18 protein-coding genes and 1 tRNA gene are annotated in these 19,787 nt (G+C 67.4%); 10 read left to right on the top strand and 9 right to left on the bottom strand.

Features of this window, described 5'->3' with window-relative positions:
- Position 1: 1 nt before the first annotated feature.
- The 6 genes from CWT10_RS14615 to CWT10_RS14590 all read right to left on the bottom strand — a co-directional run bounded on the left by CWT10_RS14615 (position 2) and on the right by CWT10_RS14590 (position 6,990).
- Positions 2 to 1,123 carry a permease prefix domain 1-containing protein gene (locus CWT10_RS14615; RefSeq protein WP_174721971.1) on the bottom strand — a complete coding sequence of 374 codons (1,122 nt, stop codon included), beginning with the start codon at positions 1,121 to 1,123 and terminating at the stop codon, positions 2 to 4.
- A gap of 83 nt (positions 1,124 to 1,206) precedes the next feature.
- A complete protein-coding gene (locus CWT10_RS14610) occupies positions 1,207 to 1,560 on the bottom strand; it encodes a PadR family transcriptional regulator (RefSeq protein ID WP_103062018.1) in 354 nt (117 codons plus the stop codon).
- Positions 1,561 to 1,999: 439 nt separating this feature from the next.
- The gene (locus tag CWT10_RS14605; RefSeq protein WP_103062019.1) at positions 2,000 to 2,698 is read right to left on the bottom strand and encodes a TorD/DmsD family molecular chaperone; all 699 of its coding nucleotides are present in this window, start codon (positions 2,696 to 2,698) and stop codon (positions 2,000 to 2,002) included.
- Positions 2,699 to 2,754: 56 nt separating this feature from the next.
- Positions 2,755 to 3,765 carry a dimethyl sulfoxide reductase anchor subunit family protein gene (locus CWT10_RS14600; protein WP_103062020.1) on the bottom strand — a complete coding sequence of 337 codons (1,011 nt, stop codon included), beginning with the start codon at positions 3,763 to 3,765 and terminating at the stop codon, positions 2,755 to 2,757.
- Positions 3,765 to 4,403: a DMSO/selenate family reductase complex B subunit gene (locus CWT10_RS14595; protein WP_103062021.1), complete on the bottom strand. Its 639-nt coding sequence runs from the start codon at positions 4,401 to 4,403 to the stop codon at positions 3,765 to 3,767. Before CWT10_RS14595 ends, CWT10_RS14600 begins: the two co-directional genes overlap by 1 nt.
- 10 nt (positions 4,404 to 4,413) lie before the next feature.
- Positions 4,414 to 6,990: a DMSO/selenate family reductase complex A subunit gene (locus tag CWT10_RS14590; protein WP_103062022.1), complete on the bottom strand. Its 2,577-nt coding sequence runs from the start codon at positions 6,988 to 6,990 to the stop codon at positions 4,414 to 4,416.
- A 222-nt stretch (positions 6,991 to 7,212) separates the two neighbouring features.
- Here CWT10_RS14590 and CWT10_RS14585 point away from each other — a divergent pair, with 222 nt between their 5' ends.
- The 3 genes from CWT10_RS14585 to CWT10_RS14575 all read left to right on the top strand — a co-directional run bounded on the left by CWT10_RS14585 (position 7,213) and on the right by CWT10_RS14575 (position 9,905).
- Positions 7,213 to 7,881, top strand: coding sequence for a TetR/AcrR family transcriptional regulator (locus CWT10_RS14585; RefSeq protein ID WP_103062023.1), 669 nt, complete (start codon positions 7,213 to 7,215; stop codon positions 7,879 to 7,881).
- Positions 7,882 to 7,963: 82 nt separating this feature from the next.
- Positions 7,964 to 8,248 (top strand): DUF6457 domain-containing protein, encoded by a 285-nt coding sequence (locus CWT10_RS14580; protein WP_103062024.1) that lies wholly within the window; start codon positions 7,964 to 7,966, stop codon positions 8,246 to 8,248.
- Between the two features lie 43 nt (positions 8,249 to 8,291).
- Positions 8,292 to 9,905, top strand: a complete 1,614-nt coding sequence (locus CWT10_RS14575; protein ID WP_103062044.1) for a mechanosensitive ion channel family protein — start codon at positions 8,292 to 8,294, stop codon at positions 9,903 to 9,905.
- A 91-nt stretch (positions 9,906 to 9,996) separates the two neighbouring features.
- Here the strand turns inward: CWT10_RS14575 and CWT10_RS14570 are convergent, their stop codons facing one another.
- Positions 9,997 to 11,508: an alpha/beta fold hydrolase gene (locus CWT10_RS14570; RefSeq protein WP_158247588.1), complete on the bottom strand. Its 1,512-nt coding sequence runs from the start codon at positions 11,506 to 11,508 to the stop codon at positions 9,997 to 9,999.
- Between the two features lie 423 nt (positions 11,509 to 11,931).
- Here CWT10_RS14570 and msrB point away from each other — a divergent pair, with 423 nt between their 5' ends.
- From msrB to CWT10_RS14555, 3 genes are read left to right on the top strand one after another with little or no spacing between them, the layout of a single operon-like run.
- Entirely contained in the window at positions 11,932 to 12,411 is a 480-nt protein-coding gene (gene msrB, locus CWT10_RS14565; RefSeq protein WP_103062026.1) for a peptide-methionine (R)-S-oxide reductase MsrB, read from the top strand.
- Between the two features lies 1 nt (position 12,412).
- Positions 12,413 to 13,387, top strand: coding sequence for an endonuclease/exonuclease/phosphatase family protein (locus CWT10_RS14560; RefSeq protein ID WP_103062027.1), 975 nt, complete (start codon positions 12,413 to 12,415; stop codon positions 13,385 to 13,387).
- Positions 13,388 to 13,406: 19 nt separating this feature from the next.
- A complete protein-coding gene (locus CWT10_RS14555) occupies positions 13,407 to 14,441 on the top strand; it encodes an AEC family transporter (RefSeq protein WP_103062028.1) in 1,035 nt (344 codons plus the stop codon).
- Between the two features lie 60 nt (positions 14,442 to 14,501).
- On the opposite strand, the gene CWT10_RS14550 is transcribed toward CWT10_RS14555, so the two are convergent.
- Entirely contained in the window at positions 14,502 to 15,218 is a 717-nt protein-coding gene (locus CWT10_RS14550) for a FadR/GntR family transcriptional regulator (protein ID WP_103062029.1), read from the bottom strand.
- A gap of 228 nt (positions 15,219 to 15,446) precedes the next feature.
- On the opposite strand from CWT10_RS14550, the gene CWT10_RS14545 reads away from it, so the two are divergent.
- The 3 genes from CWT10_RS14545 to CWT10_RS14535 all read left to right on the top strand — a co-directional run bounded on the left by CWT10_RS14545 (position 15,447) and on the right by CWT10_RS14535 (position 18,354).
- The gene (locus tag CWT10_RS14545) at positions 15,447 to 15,971 is read left to right on the top strand and encodes a gluconokinase (RefSeq protein WP_103062030.1); all 525 of its coding nucleotides are present in this window, start codon (positions 15,447 to 15,449) and stop codon (positions 15,969 to 15,971) included.
- A gap of 24 nt (positions 15,972 to 15,995) precedes the next feature.
- Positions 15,996 to 17,390: a GntP family permease gene (locus CWT10_RS14540; RefSeq protein WP_103062031.1), complete on the top strand. Its 1,395-nt coding sequence runs from the start codon at positions 15,996 to 15,998 to the stop codon at positions 17,388 to 17,390.
- Positions 17,391 to 18,096: 706 nt separating this feature from the next.
- On the top strand, positions 18,097 to 18,354 hold the full coding sequence (locus CWT10_RS14535; RefSeq protein ID WP_103062032.1) for a GlsB/YeaQ/YmgE family stress response membrane protein: 258 nt from the start codon (positions 18,097 to 18,099) through the stop codon (positions 18,352 to 18,354).
- Positions 18,355 to 18,699: 345 nt separating this feature from the next.
- Here CWT10_RS14535 and CWT10_RS14530 read toward each other — a convergent pair.
- Positions 18,700 to 18,776: transfer RNA gene (locus CWT10_RS14530), tRNA-Lys, on the bottom strand.
- 224 nt (positions 18,777 to 19,000) lie between these two features.
- On the opposite strand from CWT10_RS14530, the gene CWT10_RS14525 reads away from it, so the two are divergent.
- Positions 19,001 to 19,690: a hypothetical protein gene (locus CWT10_RS14525; RefSeq protein WP_103062033.1), complete on the top strand. Its 690-nt coding sequence runs from the start codon at positions 19,001 to 19,003 to the stop codon at positions 19,688 to 19,690.
- Positions 19,691 to 19,787 lie beyond the last annotated feature (97 nt).

The following is a 19,787-nucleotide window of genomic DNA, read 5'->3' as shown; positions in this document are numbered from 1 at the left end:
GTTAACGAGTCTGGACGGACTGGTGAGAGCGCCAGGACCGCAGGCTGGCCTCCCCGGCGGCGATCAGACCGAACAGGACGCCCGCGATCGGCCACAGTACCCAGCTGATTTCCCAACTGGAGCCGATGAAGGACCAGGCCAAGTAGATGGCCACGCAGCCGATCCAGTACGGCCCGGCGATCGCATCGGTGAAGGGGATGTTGGGGTTGCGCCAGGTGGGTGCGGCGTCGGCGGGACGGCCCTTCTCGGTGACGGTTGTATGCGTCATGGACGCCCAGGTGGTCGGCAGGAAGATGCGCAGACCGGCTGCCACCATGAACAGGCTGAGGACTAGACCGAGCGGCGGCCCGGAGTGGTCGGCTGACTCCCGGAATAGGACGCCGGCCCCCAAGGTGGGAATCGGAGCCATGATCCACAGGGCTACGGCGATGGCCAACGCGCGCGTACGCGCTCCCTCGTGCTCCAGTCGCAGCCGCGCGGTCCAAGCGGAGACGACCGGATTGCGCGTGAACTTGCCGTTCGTCAAATGGGTCAGGCCAGTGAAGGTGCGGTGGCGGCGGATCAGAACGGACACCGCCAGTGCCACTACGATCAGCGTCAGAACGGGTCCGAGTGCCGCGGCCTGGTCCTCGCTCAGGGGGATGAGCCCCAGGCCGTCCTCACCCTGGGCCAGGGCCACGCATACGAACAACGGCACCGCCGCCAGCACGCACAGGGCCACACCATTGCCGAGCAGGGTGCCGGTGGTGCGACGTGCCTCGGCCAGTGCCTGTGCCTCCGGCAGCGTGATGACGGGGAACTCCGACGACGTCGCATCGGGCGCGGTGGGGGCGCCGGTGTTCCCACCGCTCACAGCGTCGTGCTTGCCGGCCAAGCTCGCGTCCCCCTGGGGCGCGGCGCCGCGAATGTCGGGAAGAATGCCGAGCACGGGCGCCAGCTCCTCCAGATTGCCGAAGTCGGTGATTACCGAGCCGACCGCCTCATTGTGCGACTTCCCGGAGGCGACGGCGTCGGCGTAGGCATCTTCCATCATGGCGTGGAGTTCCCGCTTGGCCTCCAACAGGCGCGGGGTGGCCGGGTAGGGGGCGAACATGGCCTCTAAGAAGGTGTTGATGGTGTCCATCAGGGGTTCCTTGTCTGCTTGTGGGGTTCGGGGTCTGCTTGGTAGGGGGCGGGCGATTCGAGCTTTGACGGTTGGCCGGACGATCAGGGTTCAGCGGGGGAGGACCGTGCGGAGGCATACCGGGCGAAGCGATCGATGAGGGCCTTGGTGTCCTCCCACTCGGCGAGCTTGTCCGTCAGGTGGGTGCCCCCGGCCTCGGTCAGCCGGTAGTAGGTGCGGGGCTTGCCCGATTCGCTCGTATCCGCGAAGGAGGAGACCAGTCCCGCCGACTCCAGGCGCTTGAGAGCCGAATACAGCGTGGTCTGTTTGATCGTGTACTGCCCGTCGGCCACCTCGGCGATGGTCTTGGCGAGCTCGTAGGCGTAGGAGGGCCGCTCGTGCAGCAGCGTGAGCGCGATCAGGTCGATGTAGCCGCGGATGGCATCGGCGCTAATCATGGCGGCATTCCTTGCAGTCGCTCGGCCGCGGGGGCTTGTCGTGGGTCGTGACGGTATCCATGCGTCCAACGTACTACGACAGGCGTAGTACGTCTAGTGGGTTATTGCCGTGCCGCGTGGTGCTTCCGGCTTGGGGTGCGGTGGTAGGTGCTGGCCCGGAGCGTCCAAAATCGGCATAAACGGCCCCGGCAGCCTTGACGGCGGCGAGCAGAACGTTGGGATCATGCTGATACCGCAGCTGTTCGTGCCCCCGCCGACGGCGTTTATGCCGAGTTCGGACAATCCGCCCCTGGCGCCCGGTGCGGGGCGGGCTTGCCTGATGGCCGATCTCCCGGGGGCGGTCGACGTCGTCGGGTCGACGGCGCTTGACTACCTTTCCCGCGAACCACTCGACCCGGGTTGTGTCATAGTGGGACTGCTGCTGGTCACCGGCCGGCGATCAGGGTCGGACGGCGAAATACCCCTCTTCGTCTTGGTCTGGCAGCGGGGACCCCAGAGCCTGCGCCCACATCAGTACCGTCGCGAGGGTTAAGAGCTCCAGGCCCCGTACCCAGTGGGTGTGGGCCTCCAGTGCAGCCCTTTGCAGCATTGCCGGGGCCCAGGCGAGCAGGTGTGCTTCGGTGAACTCACGCGCCGCGGCCTCGTACTGCTCCTGGCGGTCGGGCCGGCCCGAGTCTGCGGCTTCCAACGCGGTCTGGCAGCAGCGCGCCAGAAAGTCCAGCTCTAGACCCAGATGGTCATCGGGCTCCCGATTCAAGTGCGGTGCATGCAAGCCCAGCCGCCGATACGCCCGCCTGACCTGCAGAGTGTGATCACCGAATACCAGGCCCTCCTCCTCGCGGTGAACCGACTCGAAGGGTGGTACGGCCGCGGTTGCGGTGATGCCGTAAAGCCGGTCCTGGTCGGCCCAGACGGATTCGGCCGACTCGCCGTCGCGCTGCGAGGCGATTAACCCCTGCCAGCCCCTGCGGGTGAGCCGACCGGTCGGAGAATCCGGCGCGACCACGTCTCCCAATGGCCACTGGTCTGACAGTCGGAGCATCTGACTGATCGTGTCCTGGTTCGCTGGGGACAGGTGAAGCCTCCCAAGTACGGACAGGGCGGCGCCGAAGCGTTCGAGCAGGTCATCAGACAGCACGGTTCTCCCGGTATCACATGAATGCGTAGAGATGGGTATTCGACCCAGGCCGGTGCTCAGCCCAGCCCGGACTGCAGGGAGGTGAGCCCAACATGCCTGAGGCCCTCGTAGTGGATGCCCCTTCCCAGCAGTTCCGTCCCCAGTGCGAGCAGGAAGGCGGTGGCGATCACGGTTACGAGCGCGGGTGAGGGCCGCTCGGCGTCCTTGGCCCGTGCGTAGGCGACCATGCGCACCAGAATCACCACTAGGGCAACCATCAGCAGGCGTATCGGCAGTGCAGCCGATGACGTCATTTCTTGGAGCACGTGGGCCGAGGCCGAATCCTCTCCGGCTCCCAGATGCGCCAGGAGCAGAGGGTATGTGACTAACAGTGCTACTCCGGCAAGCGCGCTGATAGTGCAGGTCAACTGGATGAAGTAGGCCGTCAGAGACGAGGTCGACCGATTCATCGGGGTGGGTGCCGTGATACGCAGCGCGGACAGCAGCCGCTGCCACCTGCCCGTGGCCCCCCGGGTGTCTCGCAGTCGCTGTGCCGTCCACGTCAGCAGCAGGCACGCTCCCACCGCCAGGGGCCCGGTTAACAGTGCCGATCCCAGGAAGAGCACCCAGGTTGTGGGAGTGTGCCATGCCGGGATCGTCCGTACCGAGTAGTACACCTGGATCATGGAAACTAGGAGTCCCAATCCTGCCAGGGCGGTGATGGCGGCTATCGAACGGCGGGCGGCGCGAGTCCCCAGTCCGAACCACTCGGCCGCGGCATAGGCGAAACCGGTGGCGCCGTAAAGCACGCCGAAGGCGATCTCTCTGCTGAGCCAGGACGAGCCCAGGTTGCGGAAGGTGTTCAGCGCATGCAGGGGATCGCCCAGGTGGAAGGAGGCGGCGATGAAACCCGCTACGAGGAGGGGGCCGACGGCGTACAGGCAGGCACGGGTGACCCGGTCCACCGTGGTGGGGTCATGACGACGCAGTCCCGCCACGACCTGCAACACCCCCAGGGTCCAGAAGGCGCCGACAGACATTTGGGCCAACACCGTGAACAGGATCATCGGCACTTCAGCGGCGTTCATCAGATCTCCTTCGGATTGGCGATGGCGCCGGTGCCCGCATCCCAGGACTGGGCGTCTCGGTGAGGCTTGATCACCAGGTGCGGCTCGGTCAGAGACGGGTCGGGCAGCGGGGCGATGCCGGCCTGGTCTCCATGCCGTTCTCGCAGCTCGTCGATCGGGCCCCAGTCGAGTGCCCGTGACGGGCAAGCGGATACGCAGGCCGGGTCCTGTCCGGTGGAACGGTAGTCGTAGCACAGATCGCACTTGGTCATGTGTCCGGTGCGCGGGTCCAACTGCGGGGCTCCGTAGGGGCAGGCCCACTGGCAGTACCGGCAACCCACGCATTTGGACTCATCGACGTATACGGTGCCATCCTCCCGCTTGGACATTGCCGTGGTGGGGCACACCTGCATGCACACGGGATTCTCGCAGTGGTTGCAGGCCATGGAGGTGTAGTAGGTGAAGACATTGGGGGTGACGGTGCTGCCCTCGATCCGCCAGGACCCGCCGCTGTACTCCACCACCCGGCGCCAGGTCACGCCAACCGGCAGATCATGCTTGTCCTTGCAAGCCACCTGGCAGGCCTTGCATCCCGTGCACAGGCTCTGGTCGAAGAAGAAACCGTAGTTAGCGCCCCCGCGGGTCAGGTCATTGCTCATCAAATACTCCTCAGGCCTTGACCACCTGAACGGTGGTGGTGTGGACGGCGTTTCCTTTGGCGAGCGGCGACGGGTGCAACGACGTCAGTGAATTGACACTGCCGTTAATGTCCACCGGGTGCTCTGGGTTGGCGCCCGGAGGAGGGGCGACTTCGCTGGCCGGGCGCGGGTTGTACCAGGCGCCCTGGGGTAGATCGACCACGCCCGGCACGATGCGCTCGGTCACTCGCGCCTCAATGCGAATAGTGCCGCGTTCGTTGTAGGCGAATACCAGGTCACCGCTGGAAATGCCCCGCGATGCTGCGTCTATCGGGTTGATCGCCAGATACTGGTGGTGCGCCTCCTGCATCCAGTCGACGTTGCCGTAGGTGGAATGGGTGCGCTGGCGGTAGTGGTGGCCGATCATCTGCAGCGGATACTTGTCCGAGTTGCGGGCCTCCAGCGCACCCTCCCAGGTTGCCGTGTACTCCGGCAGGGGCGTCAGTTCGTCTCCAGGAAGAGCCGGCCGGAAATCGTCCCAGGTCCATTTCTGCGCCATTTGCGCCAGGCGTTCGGAATAGATCTCTATGCGACCGGAGGGAGTGGGCAGCGGATTAGCGTTAGGGGCGGCACGGAAGTCCTCCAGGGGTATCACAGAACCGACGTGGCGGCGGTAGACACCCATCTCCTTCCAATCATCGTAGGTCGGCAGCTCTGGATCCACGGCGCGTGAGGTCTCCACCGTCTCTCGCAGCCAGTCCTCGCGGCTCTTGCCCTCGTAGTAGGCCTGCGCGACTCCCAGCTTCTCGGCAAGTTGGCCGCAGATGTCAAAAACGGAGCGGCATTCGTACAGCGGTTCGATCGCCTGGGAGGAGATGATGCCGTAGGCCATTGGGGAGGCGTTCTCCCCCGGGTGCAGATCGAACTCCTCAGCCGCGGAGGTTCCGGGCAGGATGTAATCGGCGTAGCGCGCAGACACGGTCATCTGAATGTCGCAGACGACTATGAGCTCACATTTGCTTTCATCCTGCAGTATCTTGGCGGACAGGTTGTTCTCCCCGGTCTGGTTGACGATCGAGTTGCCCGCGTACTGCCACACCATTTTGATGGGCGTGCTCAGGGCGGTATTCGTCGGGGAGCCGGACTCGTCAACGGGTACCTTTGCGGCGCGGACGCCCGGTTCCGGTTTCTCGCACACGCCGGCGTTGAAGGTGTCCATGCTTTCACCATGGTCAATGGCGTCCAACCAGGAGAACACCGAGATGATGTGCGGCTGAGGGTTGGTGGTGCCGGTATTGAACGGTTTGGACAGTGCCAGCGACGGCGAGGCCTCGCGCCCGCCGGTGCCCCCACCGGGGATTCCTACATTGCCGGTGACGCATGCCAGCAGGAAGATGGCTCGGGCCTCGTTCTCACCGTTGGCGTGCCGCTGCGGTCCCCAACCCTGATTGATGGAGCAGGGCTTGGCCCCGGCGATCTCGCGGGCCAGACGCGTGATCTGATCCGCCGGCACCCCACATATGTCCGCGGCCCACTCGGGAGTCTTCTCCACGCCGTCGGGACCTTTGCCCTCGATGTATGAGCGATAGGAGGAGTGGGCGGGTGCGCCCGCGGGCATATGGTCCTCGTCGAAGCCCAGGCAGTAGCGATCCAGGAAGTCCTGATCGTGGAGGTTCTCGGCGAGCATTACGTGGATCATCCCGGCGATCAGCGCGGCATCCGTGCCCGGCCGGATGGCGATCCACTCGTCCGCCAGCAGTGCCGCGGTCTCGGAATACCGGGGGTCGACCACAATGGTGCGAACCCCCGAGGCCCTGCGGGTCTGCTGGGAGACAAAGGTCAGCCCACCCCCGGACATGCGCGTTTCCAGGGGGTTGTTGCCGAAGAAGACTTGCAGCTGGGAGTTCTTGGCGTCGTCCAGAGAGTTGGAGGAGGTCCAGTCGCCGTAGAAGTAGGGGTAGGCGGCGGTGATCTCGGTGGTGGAATAGTCGGCGTAGTGGTCCAGGTAGCCGCCCCAGCAGTTCATCATGCGGGCGAAGGGCGTCTGCTCCGGCGGCCAGGAGCAGGCCATGGTCGCCCCCAGGGTCCCGGTGCCGTAGTTGATGTAGAAGGCCTCGTTGCCGTACTCCTCCTTCAAGGAGGTCATCTTCTCGGCGATTTCGGTCAGGGCCTGATCCCAGCTGATCTCCTCCCACTGTCCATCGCCGCGGGCGGTGCCCGCCTTGCGCCGCAGCGGCCGCTTGAGCCGGTCCGGGTTATAGATGCGGTGGCGAATGGAGCGTCCGCGCACGCAGGCGCGCACGCTTTGACTGCCCAGTTCGTCGTCACCGGTGTTGTCGGGCAGGACGCGCACGATGGTGCCGTCCTTGACTTGAAGCCGCAACGGGCAACGGGAACCGCAGTTGACGGTGCAGGCAGACCAGACGGTGCGGTCGGCGTCGGGCATTCCCTCGATCGGCGCCGCGGCAGCCGGGCCGATCGCAGGCATACCCAGATCGGTGGTGGCCACCAAGGCGGTGGTTCCGGCGGCTACCGCTGACCAGGCCAGAAAGGCTCGGCGGCCCAGTCTCGGTGGTGTGGGCCGCGATGGGTTGTGGGCGAGAACCATGGAGCCGAGGCCTCCTTCGGTGGCTGATGGCTGAGTGACCTGGTTGCACAACTGTAGGCGCTAAACGACACTTGTCGTATAGTCGTGGTGTGGATCGCGCCAGTGGGCGAGAAAACGCAGTTCCTGGGCTCACGGGCGCAGTGATGTGCAGAGGTTTTGCGGCACGGTGGCATATCGTTAATCGGCTCGCCGGACAGGACGGTGCCGGGAGGAGGGGTGAGTATGCCGGAGGCCAACCGCGACGACCCGCGCTACTTGCGTGTCCGTGAGCGCTTGACAACCGCGATACTGGATCTTGCCTCGCGCCGCAGCGTGGACACCATCACCGTTTCCGAGCTGACCGCTCATGCGGGTGTGTCCCGCTCGGCCTTCTACGCCCACGCCCCGTCTCCGACTCAGTTGTTGGCGGACCACCTGGTCTCCAAGCTGGCGCCCCTGCTGGAGCAGTTGGGAACGCTGTTGGAACGAGACCCGGACAACTACGTGCGGGGATGGCGGAACGTCTATCTGGACGTGCTTATGGCCGTGCGGGAGGACGGGAGCGTCTACGCCCATGTATTCGGCCCGGACGGCTCCCCGGCCGTGTTGGCGCGCCTATGTACCTGCTTTGAACGTGCAGCCGAGGTATTCGTGGGCGACTTCATAGCCCGACTGGACGAACCGGTCACGGAGCTGTGGCGCACGATGGCAGTGGCGCAGCATGTGAACAACACCGTAGTGCTCATAGAGTCATGGGTGCGGACGGGCATGCGGGGATCGCCAACGGCGGTGCTCGACACCTTCATGACCCTCGTGCCGCCCTGGCAGCTGGTGCATCTGTCTACCAGTGGCACAACATCCTTGGGACGTTCTCGGCTGCGGGCCGCGCTCAGCGCGCAGGAGAGCGTCTAGGCGGCCATTTGGCCGCGTGTCCCGCAAGGGGCGATATTCATCCGAGAACCGCGAAACGAACCATGAAGGAGTTGTTCTGTAGATGTCCGCAGACAGGGATGAGGATCTAGTCCTGGAGCGAATGCGCCGCTGGCTGGAGCTGGTGTGCGAGCGGCTGGAGGTGGACCCGGCCGTGGTTGCCGACCATGAGTCGGAGTTGCTCGGGCTCGTTTCGCAGGTGGCCCACGGACCGTCGCGGCCGGGAGCGCCGATGACCGCCTTCGTGGTGGGGTATGCGGCCGCGGCGGCAGCGCGCCCCGTGTCCGAGATCGTAGGCGAGGTCTCCGAGCTGGTCGCTGCTGCCGGCCGAGCCGATCCGGGGCAGTGAGCGTGCACAGTCGGCACACAGCGTGAAGCTCTACTCTGAGACCATGGCCATCGTCCCCGCGGCGCCCGCCGCCAGTCCCGCAGTGCTCGCGGCGTTGACCCTGCCCGGTGTCAGCCCCGCGGAGAACGACCCCACCGACTCGGCCACGTCCACGGCCACCGACGGCGCCGCCGAGACGGCCGAAGCCGTTGTGGAGGCCACCGCTAACGTGTTCTCGCTGGCCTGGCGCGCCGGACTCGGCGCGTTGATCGGCATCGCCCTGGTCTTCATCCTCGTGGTCATGCTGCGCACCATGGGGCGCCGCCGGGTGATGTACGCCGAGCTGATCCGCTTCTGCCGCACCCCCATGTACGTGACTGCGGCTGTCATCGGGGCTTTCATCGGCGGTCAGATCGCCTTCTTTGACCTCTCACAGCCCGACTGGGCCCAGTTCGTGCTGCATGCCCTGCTCATCGGCATGATCCTGGCCTCCACCTGGGTGGTGGTGGGGATCGCCAAGGCGGTGGAGTCCTCCATTGTGATCGGTGTGCGCGCCCGCGGCGACGTCGGCCGCACCAAACGCATCACCACCCAGGCGCAGGTGATGCGCCGCGTAGCCGAGGTGATCATCGTCGTCTGCGGGCTAGTCGGGGTGGCCATGACCTTCCCGTCGGCGCGCGTGGCCATGGCCTCGCTACTGGCATCGGCCGGGCTCGTCTCCGTCGTCGCCGGCCTGGCCGCCCAGTCGACCCTGGGCAACCTGTTCGCCGGCATCCAGCTGGCCACCACCGATGCCATCCGCGTGGACGACGTCGTCGTGGTCAATGACGAGCAGGGATATATCGAGGAGATCACCCTGACCTACGTGGTGGTGCGCGTGTGGGACGGACGCCGCCTCATCTTCCCCTCCACCTACTTCACCCAGAACCCCTTCGCCAACTGGACCCGGCGCGGCAGCCAGCTCACCGGCACCTTCACCATCGACCTGGATTGGCGCGTGCCCGTGGCCGCGCTGCGCGCTGAGGTGGACCGGATCCTGTCCGGCTCTCAGGCGTGGGACGGGCGCGTGGCCTCCGTGGACGTCACCGACACCTCTGACGCCACCGTCACGGTGCGCGTGGCCGTCTCCGGAGCCAATAACGCCGACGTGTGGACCCTCCAGTGCCAGCTGCGCGAGGAGCTGGTCGCCTGGCTGCAGCGGGAGGCCCCCTACGCACTGCCCCGCACCCGTGTTGAGGTGGATAACGTCGATATCGTCCATGACCCCACGGCGGAGAAGGTGGCGCGACTGGCGGAGGAGCTCGTGACACTCCAGCGTCCCGACGGAGCCGAGCCTGAACCGTCTGGGGCGGCGGCGACGGCGGTGCAGCGTCCTGTCGAGGATGATCCCATTGAGGCCGCCCGCCTGCGCGCCGTCGCCAAGGGGCGGGCCAAGCTCCGCCGCGCCCGACGCGACAAGGTCCGCCGACGCCGCATTCTCGCCCGCGACGCGGCGCAGGACGGCGGCGCGGCCGACTCCGCCCACAGCCGGGCGGCGGATACCGCGCAGGCCACGGGCGTCATCTCCACCCGGGAACAGCAGGCCTATGCCGACGCCGCCGAATCCGAAACCGGCAAGCCGGGCAGGCTCGACGGGCTCGGCATCGGCAAGTCCAGCACGGACGCGGACGAGGACTGATGAGGACTGAATCGGCCCGCGGAGGTTGAGTCCGCCCGCGATTCCGCTCGCAGGAGTCAGCGCCGCCCGGGGGAGCGGCTACGGCCGGGGCTCACCTGCGGCTCATATAGGCGTCCACCACCCGGTGGGCCAGGTCCGTTCCCTCCAGCTCGCGCAGCAGCTCCAGGTGCGGGAAGCGGACCGCCTCGCCGTCGCCCCGGTAGCGGGTGATCTGTGCCCGCGCGTCGAAGGCGGGCCGATGCGGCATGACGCCGTCGCGCACGAAGCCGAGCCAGTCCCGCTGCGTCACGGCCATCGCCCGGCGGTTGTCCGCGGTGATGGGGATGCGCATGCGATCCAGGTTGCCGAAGAAGATGGCGACCTCCGCGCCGTGATAGGCGCCGCGCAGTCCCCGGTAGAGGTTGGGGACGTACTCGAAGCGATAGCCGTAGACGCTGGTGTGTGCCGACAATCGCTCCATCAGGTTCAGTGCCGCACTGTGAAACACCAGCAGCTCCATCATCTTGATCTGCAAGTCCGGCAGGTCCGCGGCCTCCGGGCGCAGGGCGTCGGCGAGGGGGCCGGCCCAACGGCCGTATAGACGCGCGGTGGTCCGCTCGAACTCCTCCGGGGTCTTGGCGATGCCCATGCGTCGATACCACATGGGGATCTCGATCATGGAGAACTCGTCCGCGGTGCTGCCCACCAGCACCGGCACGTGCGGGAAGGCGCCCTCGTGCAGCACGTCGCGCGGATCGACCTTGAAGAAGGGCTGGTCCATGGTGGTGGACAGGGTCATGGTCGGCTGCGCCAGGCGCAGCAGACGACTCACCGGCGCGGCGGCCAGCTCGCGGTAATCGTGCAGGCGGTTGTCGGCCAGGAGCCGGGCGAAGGCCTCACGCTCGGCGTCGGGGTCCAGCGGCTGCGGGGTGGCGCGCTGTCCGCTGCACAGGATGAGGCGGTGGAACAGGCCGCGGTTGTCCGGGTTGAGCGCCTGGTAGAGGGCGTACTGGGCGCCGCCGCAGTGACCCATAAGCGTGATCCGCTCCGGGTCGCCGCCGAGGGCGGAGACATTGTCCTTCACCCAGCGCAGCGCCGCCTGTTGGTCCAGCAGCGCACGATCGCAGCTGATCCGGTCGCCGTCGACCACATGCAGGTGGCCCAGCACTCCGATCCGGTAGGTGACGGTGACGACCACGACGCCCTGTGCGGCCAGGTGGGTGCCGTCGTAGATCGGCAGCGTGCCCGAGCCGCAGTCGCCGCCGTGAATGAACACGAGCACCGGCTTGGGACGCGCGGGACCGGAGGTCCACACGTTCACGCGCAGTGCATCCTCACCCTGGACGTCCTCGCGCGGCTGCCATTCGGGGCGCAGCTGGAAATGACGCAGGAACAGGTTCATGAAGCCCGGCATGAGCCGCTGGGGGAAGCACTGCCCGCACCCGGAGTTGACGACATCGCCGCTCGAGTCGGCGGCCACGGGCTCCGGCTCCCGGAAGCGCTCGGCATGGGCGTAGGGGATGCCCAGGATGCGGTAGACCGGGTCTCCGGAGTCGGTGTTGTTGCCGGTGACGGAGCCGACACGTTCGGCCCGGAGCGTCCCGATCGTGGTGTGGAGCATCATGACTGCGTTCCCCTCATTGCTCTCATCAGTCCGATCCATCCGTGCAGGCGGAAGGCGCCGCGGTCGGCGAATACGAACTCCAGGACCCGATCGGTGCTCCGGGACGAGTACTCGGCAGGATCCGCCGCCGGGTCTGCGATGATCGGCGTGTGCGCATGGTCCTGTCGGTCACCGCGGACCTCTCTTTGATTGACTTCCGCCCGTGGGTAACGACGTTATCCAAATAAGTAAGGTGCGTCAAACCTAATCAGCATGCGCGTGGACCGTGCGGCGATGAGCGAGGGGTGCGGGTAGTCGGCGCGTGCGGAGTGGCCGAGCAATACGGACGACGCCGATATTCCCGCCGACATGCGTTCTTCGGGTGAGACTATCCACGCCTGTGCGGGGGTTGTCGGCCTATTACAGCGGGGCCAGTATGGGGGCATGACCGCAACAGAAGACACGAACGCAGCCCCTCGCCTTGATCCGGCCGCCATCGCGCGGACCGACGCCCAGTGGCGCGCCGCCCTCAGCCCGCTTGAATACCATGTGCTGCGCGAGGCTGGCACGGAGCGGCCCTTCACCGGCGCACTGCTCGACGAGCACCGGGAGGGCGTCTACCGCTGTCGCGGCTGCGGGGCGGAGCTGTTCCGCTCCACCACCAAGTTCGAATCGAACTGCGGCTGGCCGTCCTTCTACGACCCCTCCCGCACCGACGCCGTGGTGCTGTCCACGGACACCTCCCACGGCATGGTGCGCACCGAGGTGCGCTGCGCCGCCTGCAACAGCCACCTCGGGCACGTCTTTGACGACGCCCCGTCCACCCCCACCGGGCAGCGCTACTGCATGAACTCGGTGAGTCTGACCTTCGAGGCCGGCGCCGCCTCGCCCTCCGCCCCCGAGATGCCCGCCCAGGAGGCCTGACATGCTGCGGGTGCTGACCCTGAACCTCCAGCACGGCCTGCCCGGCGCCGGAGCCGGCGACGGCGCGGCCGCCTCCGGGTCGCTCGCCGGTGCCGACATCCGCAGCCCGGCCCTGGCCCGCGCCGTGCTGGTGCAGCTCGCCGCACAGATCGCCGAATTGGATCCCGATGTCGTCGCCCTGCAGGAGGTCGACCTGGGCCAGTCCCGCTCCGGTCGACTGGACCAGGCGGGGGCTCTGGCCGAGCTGCTGGGCTGGCACCACCACCGCTTTGCGGCCGCCTGGGCGGGGCCCGTCGCCGGACTGCGGCGCCGCCCCCTGCGTTCGGCCCTGGCCCGGCCCGCCGACGACGTGTTCGGCCCCGCCCGCGCCCTGCTGGGTCGATCGCCGGCCGGTTTCGGCAACGCTCTGCTGTCCCGCCACCCGATCAGTGCCTGGCGGGTTATGCGCTTGGGCCGCGGGCCGGCAAGTGTGGTGCGTCGCGGTGACAATCCCATCTCTCCACGCTCCTACCGCGTGTTCACCGCCTCCGCGCGCAATCTGCTCGTCGCCGAGCTCCGGCCGGGGGAGGGGAGGCTGCCCGGGATCGATAGCCTTCAGCTGGGAGTCACACACCTGGCCACTCGCGGCGATGTGGCTGCCGGGCAGCTCGCGGCCGCCTGGGGCGCGTTGGCTGCACTGCCCGGGGCGCACCTGCTCGCCGGCGATTTCAACCTGCCCGCCGATAAGGTGGCCGCCCTCGGCATCGGCAGGCTGCTCGGGGAGGGGGCCACCTTCCCTGCCGCCCGGCCGACCCGGCGTATCGACCACTTCCTGACCGATCCCTGGCCGGTCGACGCCGCCGGGGTACCGCTTTCCGTGGTTCGGGCGGACGGGGGCGGCTTGGCGCCGAGGCTGCACACTGTGGGTGGCGGGGTGCGCACCTTCGTCGCCTCCGACCACGCCGGAACCTGGGTGGATCTCGCCCCGCTGGGCTGATGGGCGCGAGGAGGGCGAAGTGGCGGACGTGGTCGGGGGCCTGGCGGTCTTCGCCGTCGTTATCGCCGTGGGCTGGGTACTGGTGCGCACCGGCGCCGTACCGGTGGGATCCGACACGGTACTGACGCGCCTTTGCTTCTATGCGGCCACGCCCGCCCTGCTGGTCACCACGTTGGCGGCCGCCGATCTGGCGGCCGTCGCCTCGGTTGGGACCGCGGTGGCCGTTTGGGCCGAGCTGCTCGGAATCGGCACCGCCTGGTGCCTGCACCGGTACATTCTGCGCCGCTCGGCCGCCGAGTCGATGATCGGCGCACTGGCCTCCGGCTATGTCAATGCGGCCAACCTCGGCATCCCGGTGCTCGTCCTGGTGCTCGGCGACGCCACCGCCGTCGCCCCGATCCTGTTGCTGCAACTGCTGGTGCTCACCCCGGTCACCTTCGCCGTGCTGGACACCGCCACCCGCCGCGGGAACCCTTCGCGCTTGGCCACCTATACCATCCCTCTGCGCAACCCGCTGGTGCTGGCGGTGCTTGCGGGGGTGACCATCAACCTCACCGAATTCAATCTTGACGGGGTGCTGCGGGGGTATCCGGCGCAGGTGCTGGATGCGCTGGGGCGGATAGCCGTTCCGTTGATGATGCTGTCACTGGGCATGAGCCTGGCGGCGTCACGTCGGCGTCCGCCGGCGGTTTCGGAAACAGCCTGCAGGACCCGCAGTGGCGGCCGGGGCGCCCGCGGCGATGCGGAGGCGATGGACCGCGTCGAGATTCCACCGGAGCCCGCCCACGACGCCGCTGGCAGGCGGGCCCTGTGCTGGGCGGTGACGTGGAAGCTGGTGGTTGTGCCCGGCCTGGCGGTGGCGCTGGGGCTGGTGGCCGGACTGCGGGATGGGGCGCTGCTGATGCCGGTGACCACGGCCTGCCTGCCGACGGCGCAGAACGTGTTCATGTACGCCTCCCGTTACGGGGTGGCCAGGCCGCTGGCCCGTGACGCCGTCTTGCTGACTACGGCGGGATTCGTTCCCGTGGTCCTGCTCGCCGCCGCACTGCTCTGAGGGGCCGGCCGTGGGTGCGGCGGCCCAAAGGCCCAGGCGCACTCTCCGGAGTAGTCGGCGTCAGGAGTCCAGGAGGCCACGCAGACCACGCTCCAGCAGGACCTCGCGCACCTCCGCCACGATCTCCCGCATGCACTGCTCGGCCTGTTCGGCTTGGCCCGCGGCGATCGCCTCGGCTAGGCGCACATGCAGGTCTAGGGCCTCGGCCTTGGGGGATTGCCAGGCCTCATCGGTCAGCCGGGCGCGGCCGCTGAGTACTTCTGCCACGACCTCGGTCAGCGCCGCGAAGGTGTCGTTCTGGCTGGCCGTGAGCACCAGGGCGTGGAAGGCGATATCGGCGTCTAGGTAGGAGGCGACCGATCCTGCGCTGCCCTGCTCGTGGATGATGCGGGCCAGTCGCAGCAACTCGGTGCGCTGTTGCTCCGTGGCTCGGCGGGCGGCGGCCGCGGCAGCGACCGGCTCGACGGCGGCGCGCAGCTCGGTGAGTGCGCCGAACTTGGGTCCCGCGGGCGTGGTCTCCAGCTGCCAGCGGATGACCAAGGGGGACAGTGCAGCCCAGTCCGTCTGGGGTCGGACTATGGCTCCCACACGGCGTCGGGACTGAACCAGGCCCAGCGATTCCAGGGTGCGCACACAGTCCCGGGCGAGGGTGCGGGAGACGTCGTGGCGGGATTGGATGTCCTCCAGAGTCAGGGACTCGCCCGGACGCACCCGACCGGAGACGATCGCGTGGCCGAGCGCGTCGAGGATGTCGCCGCGTCGGGATGAGGAGGTCATGGTCGCTCCCGGGCAGTGGTTTCACTGAAGTCTTAAGGCGTCAGTGTTGTTGGCCGCAGCGGTGTTCGCGGCGGCGTCGGGCGGTGGCTGTCCGGGCCCCGGCCCGCACCGTCAACATGCATGACGCGACACCCACCCAATCGGGGACCTTCGACCTATTTAAAAGTAGTACGTTATCTAGCATTATGGTACTACTAAATGTCGACAAGGTAGTCAAAGGAGTCCACCGTGAACCAACCCGTTGAACATCTGGTTCTCATGGGGGTGGCCGGCTGCGGGAAGACCACCGCGGCCGCGAACCTCCACCGCGCCCTGGGGTGGCCCGTGGCGGAGGCGGACGACTTCCATCCGCAGGCCAATATCGCCAAGATGTCTCGGGGCGTGCCCCTGGATGATGAGGACCGGCGCCCCTGGCTGGAGTCGCTGCGCGACTGGATGAGCGCGCAGGCCCGCTCCGGCACAAAGACCATCGTCACCTGCTCGGCGCTCAAGCGCTCCTACCGGGAGCTGCTGTCGCAGGCCGATGGACGCGTCTTCTTCATTCACCTGGTCGCCGATCAGGATGAGCTGCGCGAGCGTATGGAACACCGTGAGGGCCACTTCATGCCCCCGGCCCTGTTGCCCTCCCAGTTCGCCACCCTGCAGCCGCTCGACGCAGATGAGGACGGCGTCGCCGTCGTCTCCCGCGCCACCCCCGAAGAGACCTTCGAGGCGATTCTCGCCGCGCTCGAAACTGCCTGTGCCCCGTCCTGACCCTTCCCAATGGAGCCCATCGAAATGACTACCCATCTGCCGGCCGCGGGCGACGCCGTGGCCCACTCCGACAACGAACTGCAACTGGTGCTGGCCGCGCTTGCCGGTATCGCCGCCATCATCGTCCTGATCGTCTGGAAGAAGATCCACCCCTTCCTCGCCCTGACCCTGGGGTCGGCCGTGCTGGCTCTGGCGGCGGGCATTCCGTTGCGCGACACCTTCGCGGCCTTCACCTCCGGCATGGGATCGACCATCGGCGATGTCGGCACCCTCATTGCCTTCGGCGCCATCATCGGCAAGCTCCTGATCGACTCCGGAGGCGCCGACCAGATCGTCGACACCGTCCTGGACCGCACTCCTACCCGCAGGCTGCCCTGGGCGATGGCCCTGATCGCATTCGTCGTCGGCATCCCCCTGTTCTTCGAGGTGGGCATGGTCCTGCTGATCCCAGTGGTGATGATTGTGGCCAGGCGGGCCCGACAGCCACTTGTGCTCGTCGGGATTCCCGCATTGGCCGGCTTATCCGCCCTGCACGGCCTGGTGCCGCCGCACCCCGGCCCGCTGATCGCCATCGACGCCGTTGACGCCGACCTCGGCCTGACTCTGGGGCTCGGGCTGGCGGTGGCCGTGCCCACGGTTGTGGTGGCCGGCCCCCTGTCCGCCCGCATCATGGCTCGCTGGGTGCCAATCGAGGCGCCGGAGCCGCTCGGTGGAAGTGCGCAGGAGCGCGCCGGGGAGCGTCCCTCCTTCGCCATCTCCATAACCGTGGTGCTACTGCCGGTTCTGCTCATGCTTATGCGGACCGTGGTGGAGACGACGCTGTCGCAGGAGACCACCAATCCGATCGGAGATATCGCCCTGTTCCTGGGCCAGCCCATCGTCGCCCTGCTGCTGACGGTGTTGGTGGCGATACTCGTCTTGGGTGTGCGCATGGGGGATACCGCCGATGAGATCTCCGCGCGGGTGGGCGCCTCCCTGGAGCCGATCGCCGGAATCCTGCTGATCGTGGGTGCCGGCGGCGGATTCAAACAGACTCTGATCGACTCCGGTATCGCCACGATCATCGCCGGCTGGATCGAGCAGGCGGCCGTCCCGGCGCTGCTCGCCGGATGGTTGGTGGCTGTGGCGGTGCGCCTGGCCACCGGCTCGGCCACGGTCGCCACGATTACGGCGGCCGGGATCATGGCGCCCCTGGCACAGACCATGCCGCCGGTGGGGGCGGCCCTGCTGGTGCTGGCCATCGGTGCGGGCTCGGTGTTCCTTTCACATGTCAATGACGCCGGATTCTGGATGGTCAAGGAGTACTTCGGCATGAGCGTCGGGCAGACCTTCAAGACCTGGTCGCTGATGGAGACCGTCATGTCCGTTACGGCCCTGGCGGTGGTCCTGGTGCTGGCCCTGGTATTGGGCGTGCTGTAGCTGAAGGTGCGGGGCGTCACGCCGCCGCGGGCGGAGTCCGTGGCGCCCCGCACCCACGGATATGCCGTCACCGTCTCCCAATACACATCCTCGGCGTCCCGTGGCGCCCCGTGCCCACGGATGCGCCAAGGTCATCGTGATCCTGCGGAACATCTCCGGGGTCCGCACCCACGGATACGCCCTCGCGCAGATCCTGGACGATCGGGGCCACCAAGCTGCACTTGGACCGCCTGGCTGCCGTTGGACCGCCTGAAACGCACTCTCAGACGGTCCAACCGCAGGAACGGGGGCCAACCGCAGGAACGGGGTCCAACCGCAGGAACGGGGTCCAAGTACGAGGCCGGGAGTCGGCGCGGCCAGCGCCCACAACCAGCCAGCGCCCACGACACTCCCCAGCCCGAAGCGCCGGTGGGCGAGCCCGTCTTCACCGTCGCCCCAGCCTGAAGCGCCGGCTGTCACCGCTGTTTTCAGTGTTCATTATGCCTGCGCGGGGATATTGCGAGCCGGATGGGGAATGGATTGGAATACGGTGGGAGTGAAATGGGAATAGTGTGGGCGAGCGATTGCTATACGGCATATAGTTGAGACTGGTCTCACGGCAGGCAATTCGTGGTGTATCTTGCTTTCAGGCGTGTAGGGCGCCAGTGCTCCGTGGCATATATGCCGGCGAGCGCATTGTTCGACGCGATATGAAGGGAAAAGCGTCATGGGTGAACTCATTGGAATGATCGTCTTCGGCGGCATCATCGGTGCCCTGGCCAGGTTGATCATGCGCGGCGACCAGAGTCTGTCCATCCTGTGGACAATCGTCCTCGGCGCCATTGGCGCCTTCCTGGGCGGATGGGTGTCGGAGATGCTCGGCGTGGTCGACACCCCGGGAGTGGACTGGATCCGCTGGCTGCTGTCGCTCATCGCCGCCATGATCGCCATTTACGCGTATCTCGCCATCGCCCGCAGGCGCTGAGCGTCGGGTGTGGCGGGACGCCGTCGAGAATGAAACACGTTGTCGCGGTGGTCGCCAATATGGCGGGCGTGCTGCTGTGCATGTTTTCGCTGTTGCTTCTGGAAGGCGCCGGAGAACTGATTGTGGAGGGTAATGCCGATTCGTCGGCAACGCTTATCCTGTTCCCGCTCGCCGCGCTAGCAGGCGCATTGGCGATCGGCCTGCTTCTGGGGCCGGGCCGCCCGTGCTGCAGCGGCCCGCATGCGCAATACGGAATGAGGGTGCAAGATGCTCTGAGCGGCCTTTGCCCGAAGCTGTTTCCGGCTGGCGGCATAAAAGGTTTGCATTGCGCGCTCTTATCCCGCGTGGTGCCCCCCGTGGGGCTCGAACCCACGACCTTCGGATTAAAAGTCCGCAGCTCTGACCAACTGAGCTAGAGGGGCGCGCCGACGGCCGGAAGCGGAGTCCAGACGCCGTCAGCCAGGTCAGCATAGCCGATTGTGCAGGTACGGCAGGTGATCGACGGCGTGGAGCCGCGGCGTCGCCCGCGTCACTCTCGCCGCCATCCGCTCATGCGGGACAATGGCGTGAGCAACATTACCCGGGCCGACCGGCCGCTCCGCGGTCGATCGGCCCGGCCGACCACCGGGAATCACAAGGAGCTCCCATGGCACGCCAGTTCCACCGCCCCGCAAGACTCGACCCCGAGGACGCCGAGAACATCGAGGGCGGCGTCGATACCGCCGTCACCTCCGAGCTCGCCCACCGGGCGGCGCAGGCTCTGGTCGGCGGCTTCCCGGAGGATGCCGTCGAGACCGACGCCTCCGTGGAACTAATCACCCGTGACGGCGTGGTCGCGGCCGTCGCCGGTCATGGTGTGGACGCCGTCGCCGAACTCTGGGCCGACTCCCCGGCCACTACCCTGCCGGGCACCCTCTGGCGCCTGTTCCTAGTGTGCGAGTGGCTTCGCCGCGACCCGGATCTGGTTGAGCGGCGCTACGCCACGGTCGTGGACTTGACCGCGATCGCCTCCGAGCCCAAGGCCGCCGCTGCCCGGGTGCGCCTGGACGCCGCACTGGCCGATGCCCGTCGTGTTCCCTCCCCGCAGGAGGTGCGCGCCGCCCTGGACGAGGTACTTACCGGCCGCATCGAAGACTCTGTGCCGGCGTTGGTTCCGATTCTGAACATGACCGCGGGTTTCCTGCGGTCCCTGGCCGCGGGCAGCAATGCCACCTGGATCGACGACGACGCCGACGAGCTCGCCCACCGGGTCACCCGCCGCGACTCCGCGCTCGTGGCGACAGCCGACGAACTGGCCGAGGCGGCCCGGCGCGCCGAGGTCGGACTGCTGGACTGATCTCGTCGGATTACGCCGAGCGCCCGGGCCGGTCTGCGGCGTCCCGCAACGGCGGTCGCATCCTCGCCGGACGACGTCGAGCGCCCGGAGCTGGCCC

It is taken from the genome of Actinomyces qiguomingii (genome assembly GCF_004102025.1).
In the GTDB taxonomy this organism is placed as follows: Bacteria; Actinomycetota; Actinomycetes; order Actinomycetales; family Actinomycetaceae; genus Actinomyces; species Actinomyces qiguomingii.
This window is presented reverse-complemented; position numbering and strand designations above follow the sequence as displayed.

Bases quoted from the DNA above. Each gene is read 5' to 3' on its own strand.
- CWT10_RS14585 (WP_103062023.1), top strand. From the start codon at position 7,213: ATGCCGGAGGCCAACCGCGACGACCCGCGCTACTTGCGTGTCCGTGAG.
- CWT10_RS14610 (WP_103062018.1), bottom strand. From the start codon at position 1,560: ATGATTAGCGCCGATGCCATCCGCGGCTACATCGACCTGATCGCGCTC.
- CWT10_RS14580 (WP_103062024.1), top strand. From the start codon at position 7,964: ATGTCCGCAGACAGGGATGAGGATCTAGTCCTGGAGCGAATGCGCCGC.
- CWT10_RS14590 (WP_103062022.1), bottom strand. From the start codon at position 6,990: ATGGTTCTCGCCCACAACCCATCGCGGCCCACACCACCGAGACTGGGC.
- CWT10_RS14540 (WP_103062031.1), top strand. From the start codon at position 15,996: ATGACTACCCATCTGCCGGCCGCGGGCGACGCCGTGGCCCACTCCGAC.
- CWT10_RS14615 (WP_174721971.1), bottom strand. From the start codon at position 1,123: ATGGACACCATCAACACCTTCTTAGAGGCCATGTTCGCCCCCTACCCG.
- CWT10_RS14595 (WP_103062021.1), bottom strand. From the start codon at position 4,403: ATGAGCAATGACCTGACCCGCGGGGGCGCTAACTACGGTTTCTTCTTC.
- CWT10_RS14570 (WP_158247588.1), bottom strand. From the start codon at position 11,508: ATGATGCTCCACACCACGATCGGGACGCTCCGGGCCGAACGTGTCGGC.
- CWT10_RS14560 (WP_103062027.1), top strand. From the start codon at position 12,413: ATGCTGCGGGTGCTGACCCTGAACCTCCAGCACGGCCTGCCCGGCGCC.
- CWT10_RS14600 (WP_103062020.1), bottom strand. From the start codon at position 3,765: ATGAACGCCGCTGAAGTGCCGATGATCCTGTTCACGGTGTTGGCCCAA.
- CWT10_RS14525 (WP_103062033.1), top strand. From the start codon at position 19,001: ATGGCACGCCAGTTCCACCGCCCCGCAAGACTCGACCCCGAGGACGCC.
- msrB (WP_103062026.1), top strand. From the start codon at position 11,932: ATGACCGCAACAGAAGACACGAACGCAGCCCCTCGCCTTGATCCGGCC.
- CWT10_RS14575 (WP_103062044.1), top strand. From the start codon at position 8,292: ATGGCCATCGTCCCCGCGGCGCCCGCCGCCAGTCCCGCAGTGCTCGCG.
- CWT10_RS14535 (WP_103062032.1), top strand. From the start codon at position 18,097: ATGGGTGAACTCATTGGAATGATCGTCTTCGGCGGCATCATCGGTGCC.
- CWT10_RS14550 (WP_103062029.1), bottom strand. From the start codon at position 15,218: ATGACCTCCTCATCCCGACGCGGCGACATCCTCGACGCGCTCGGCCAC.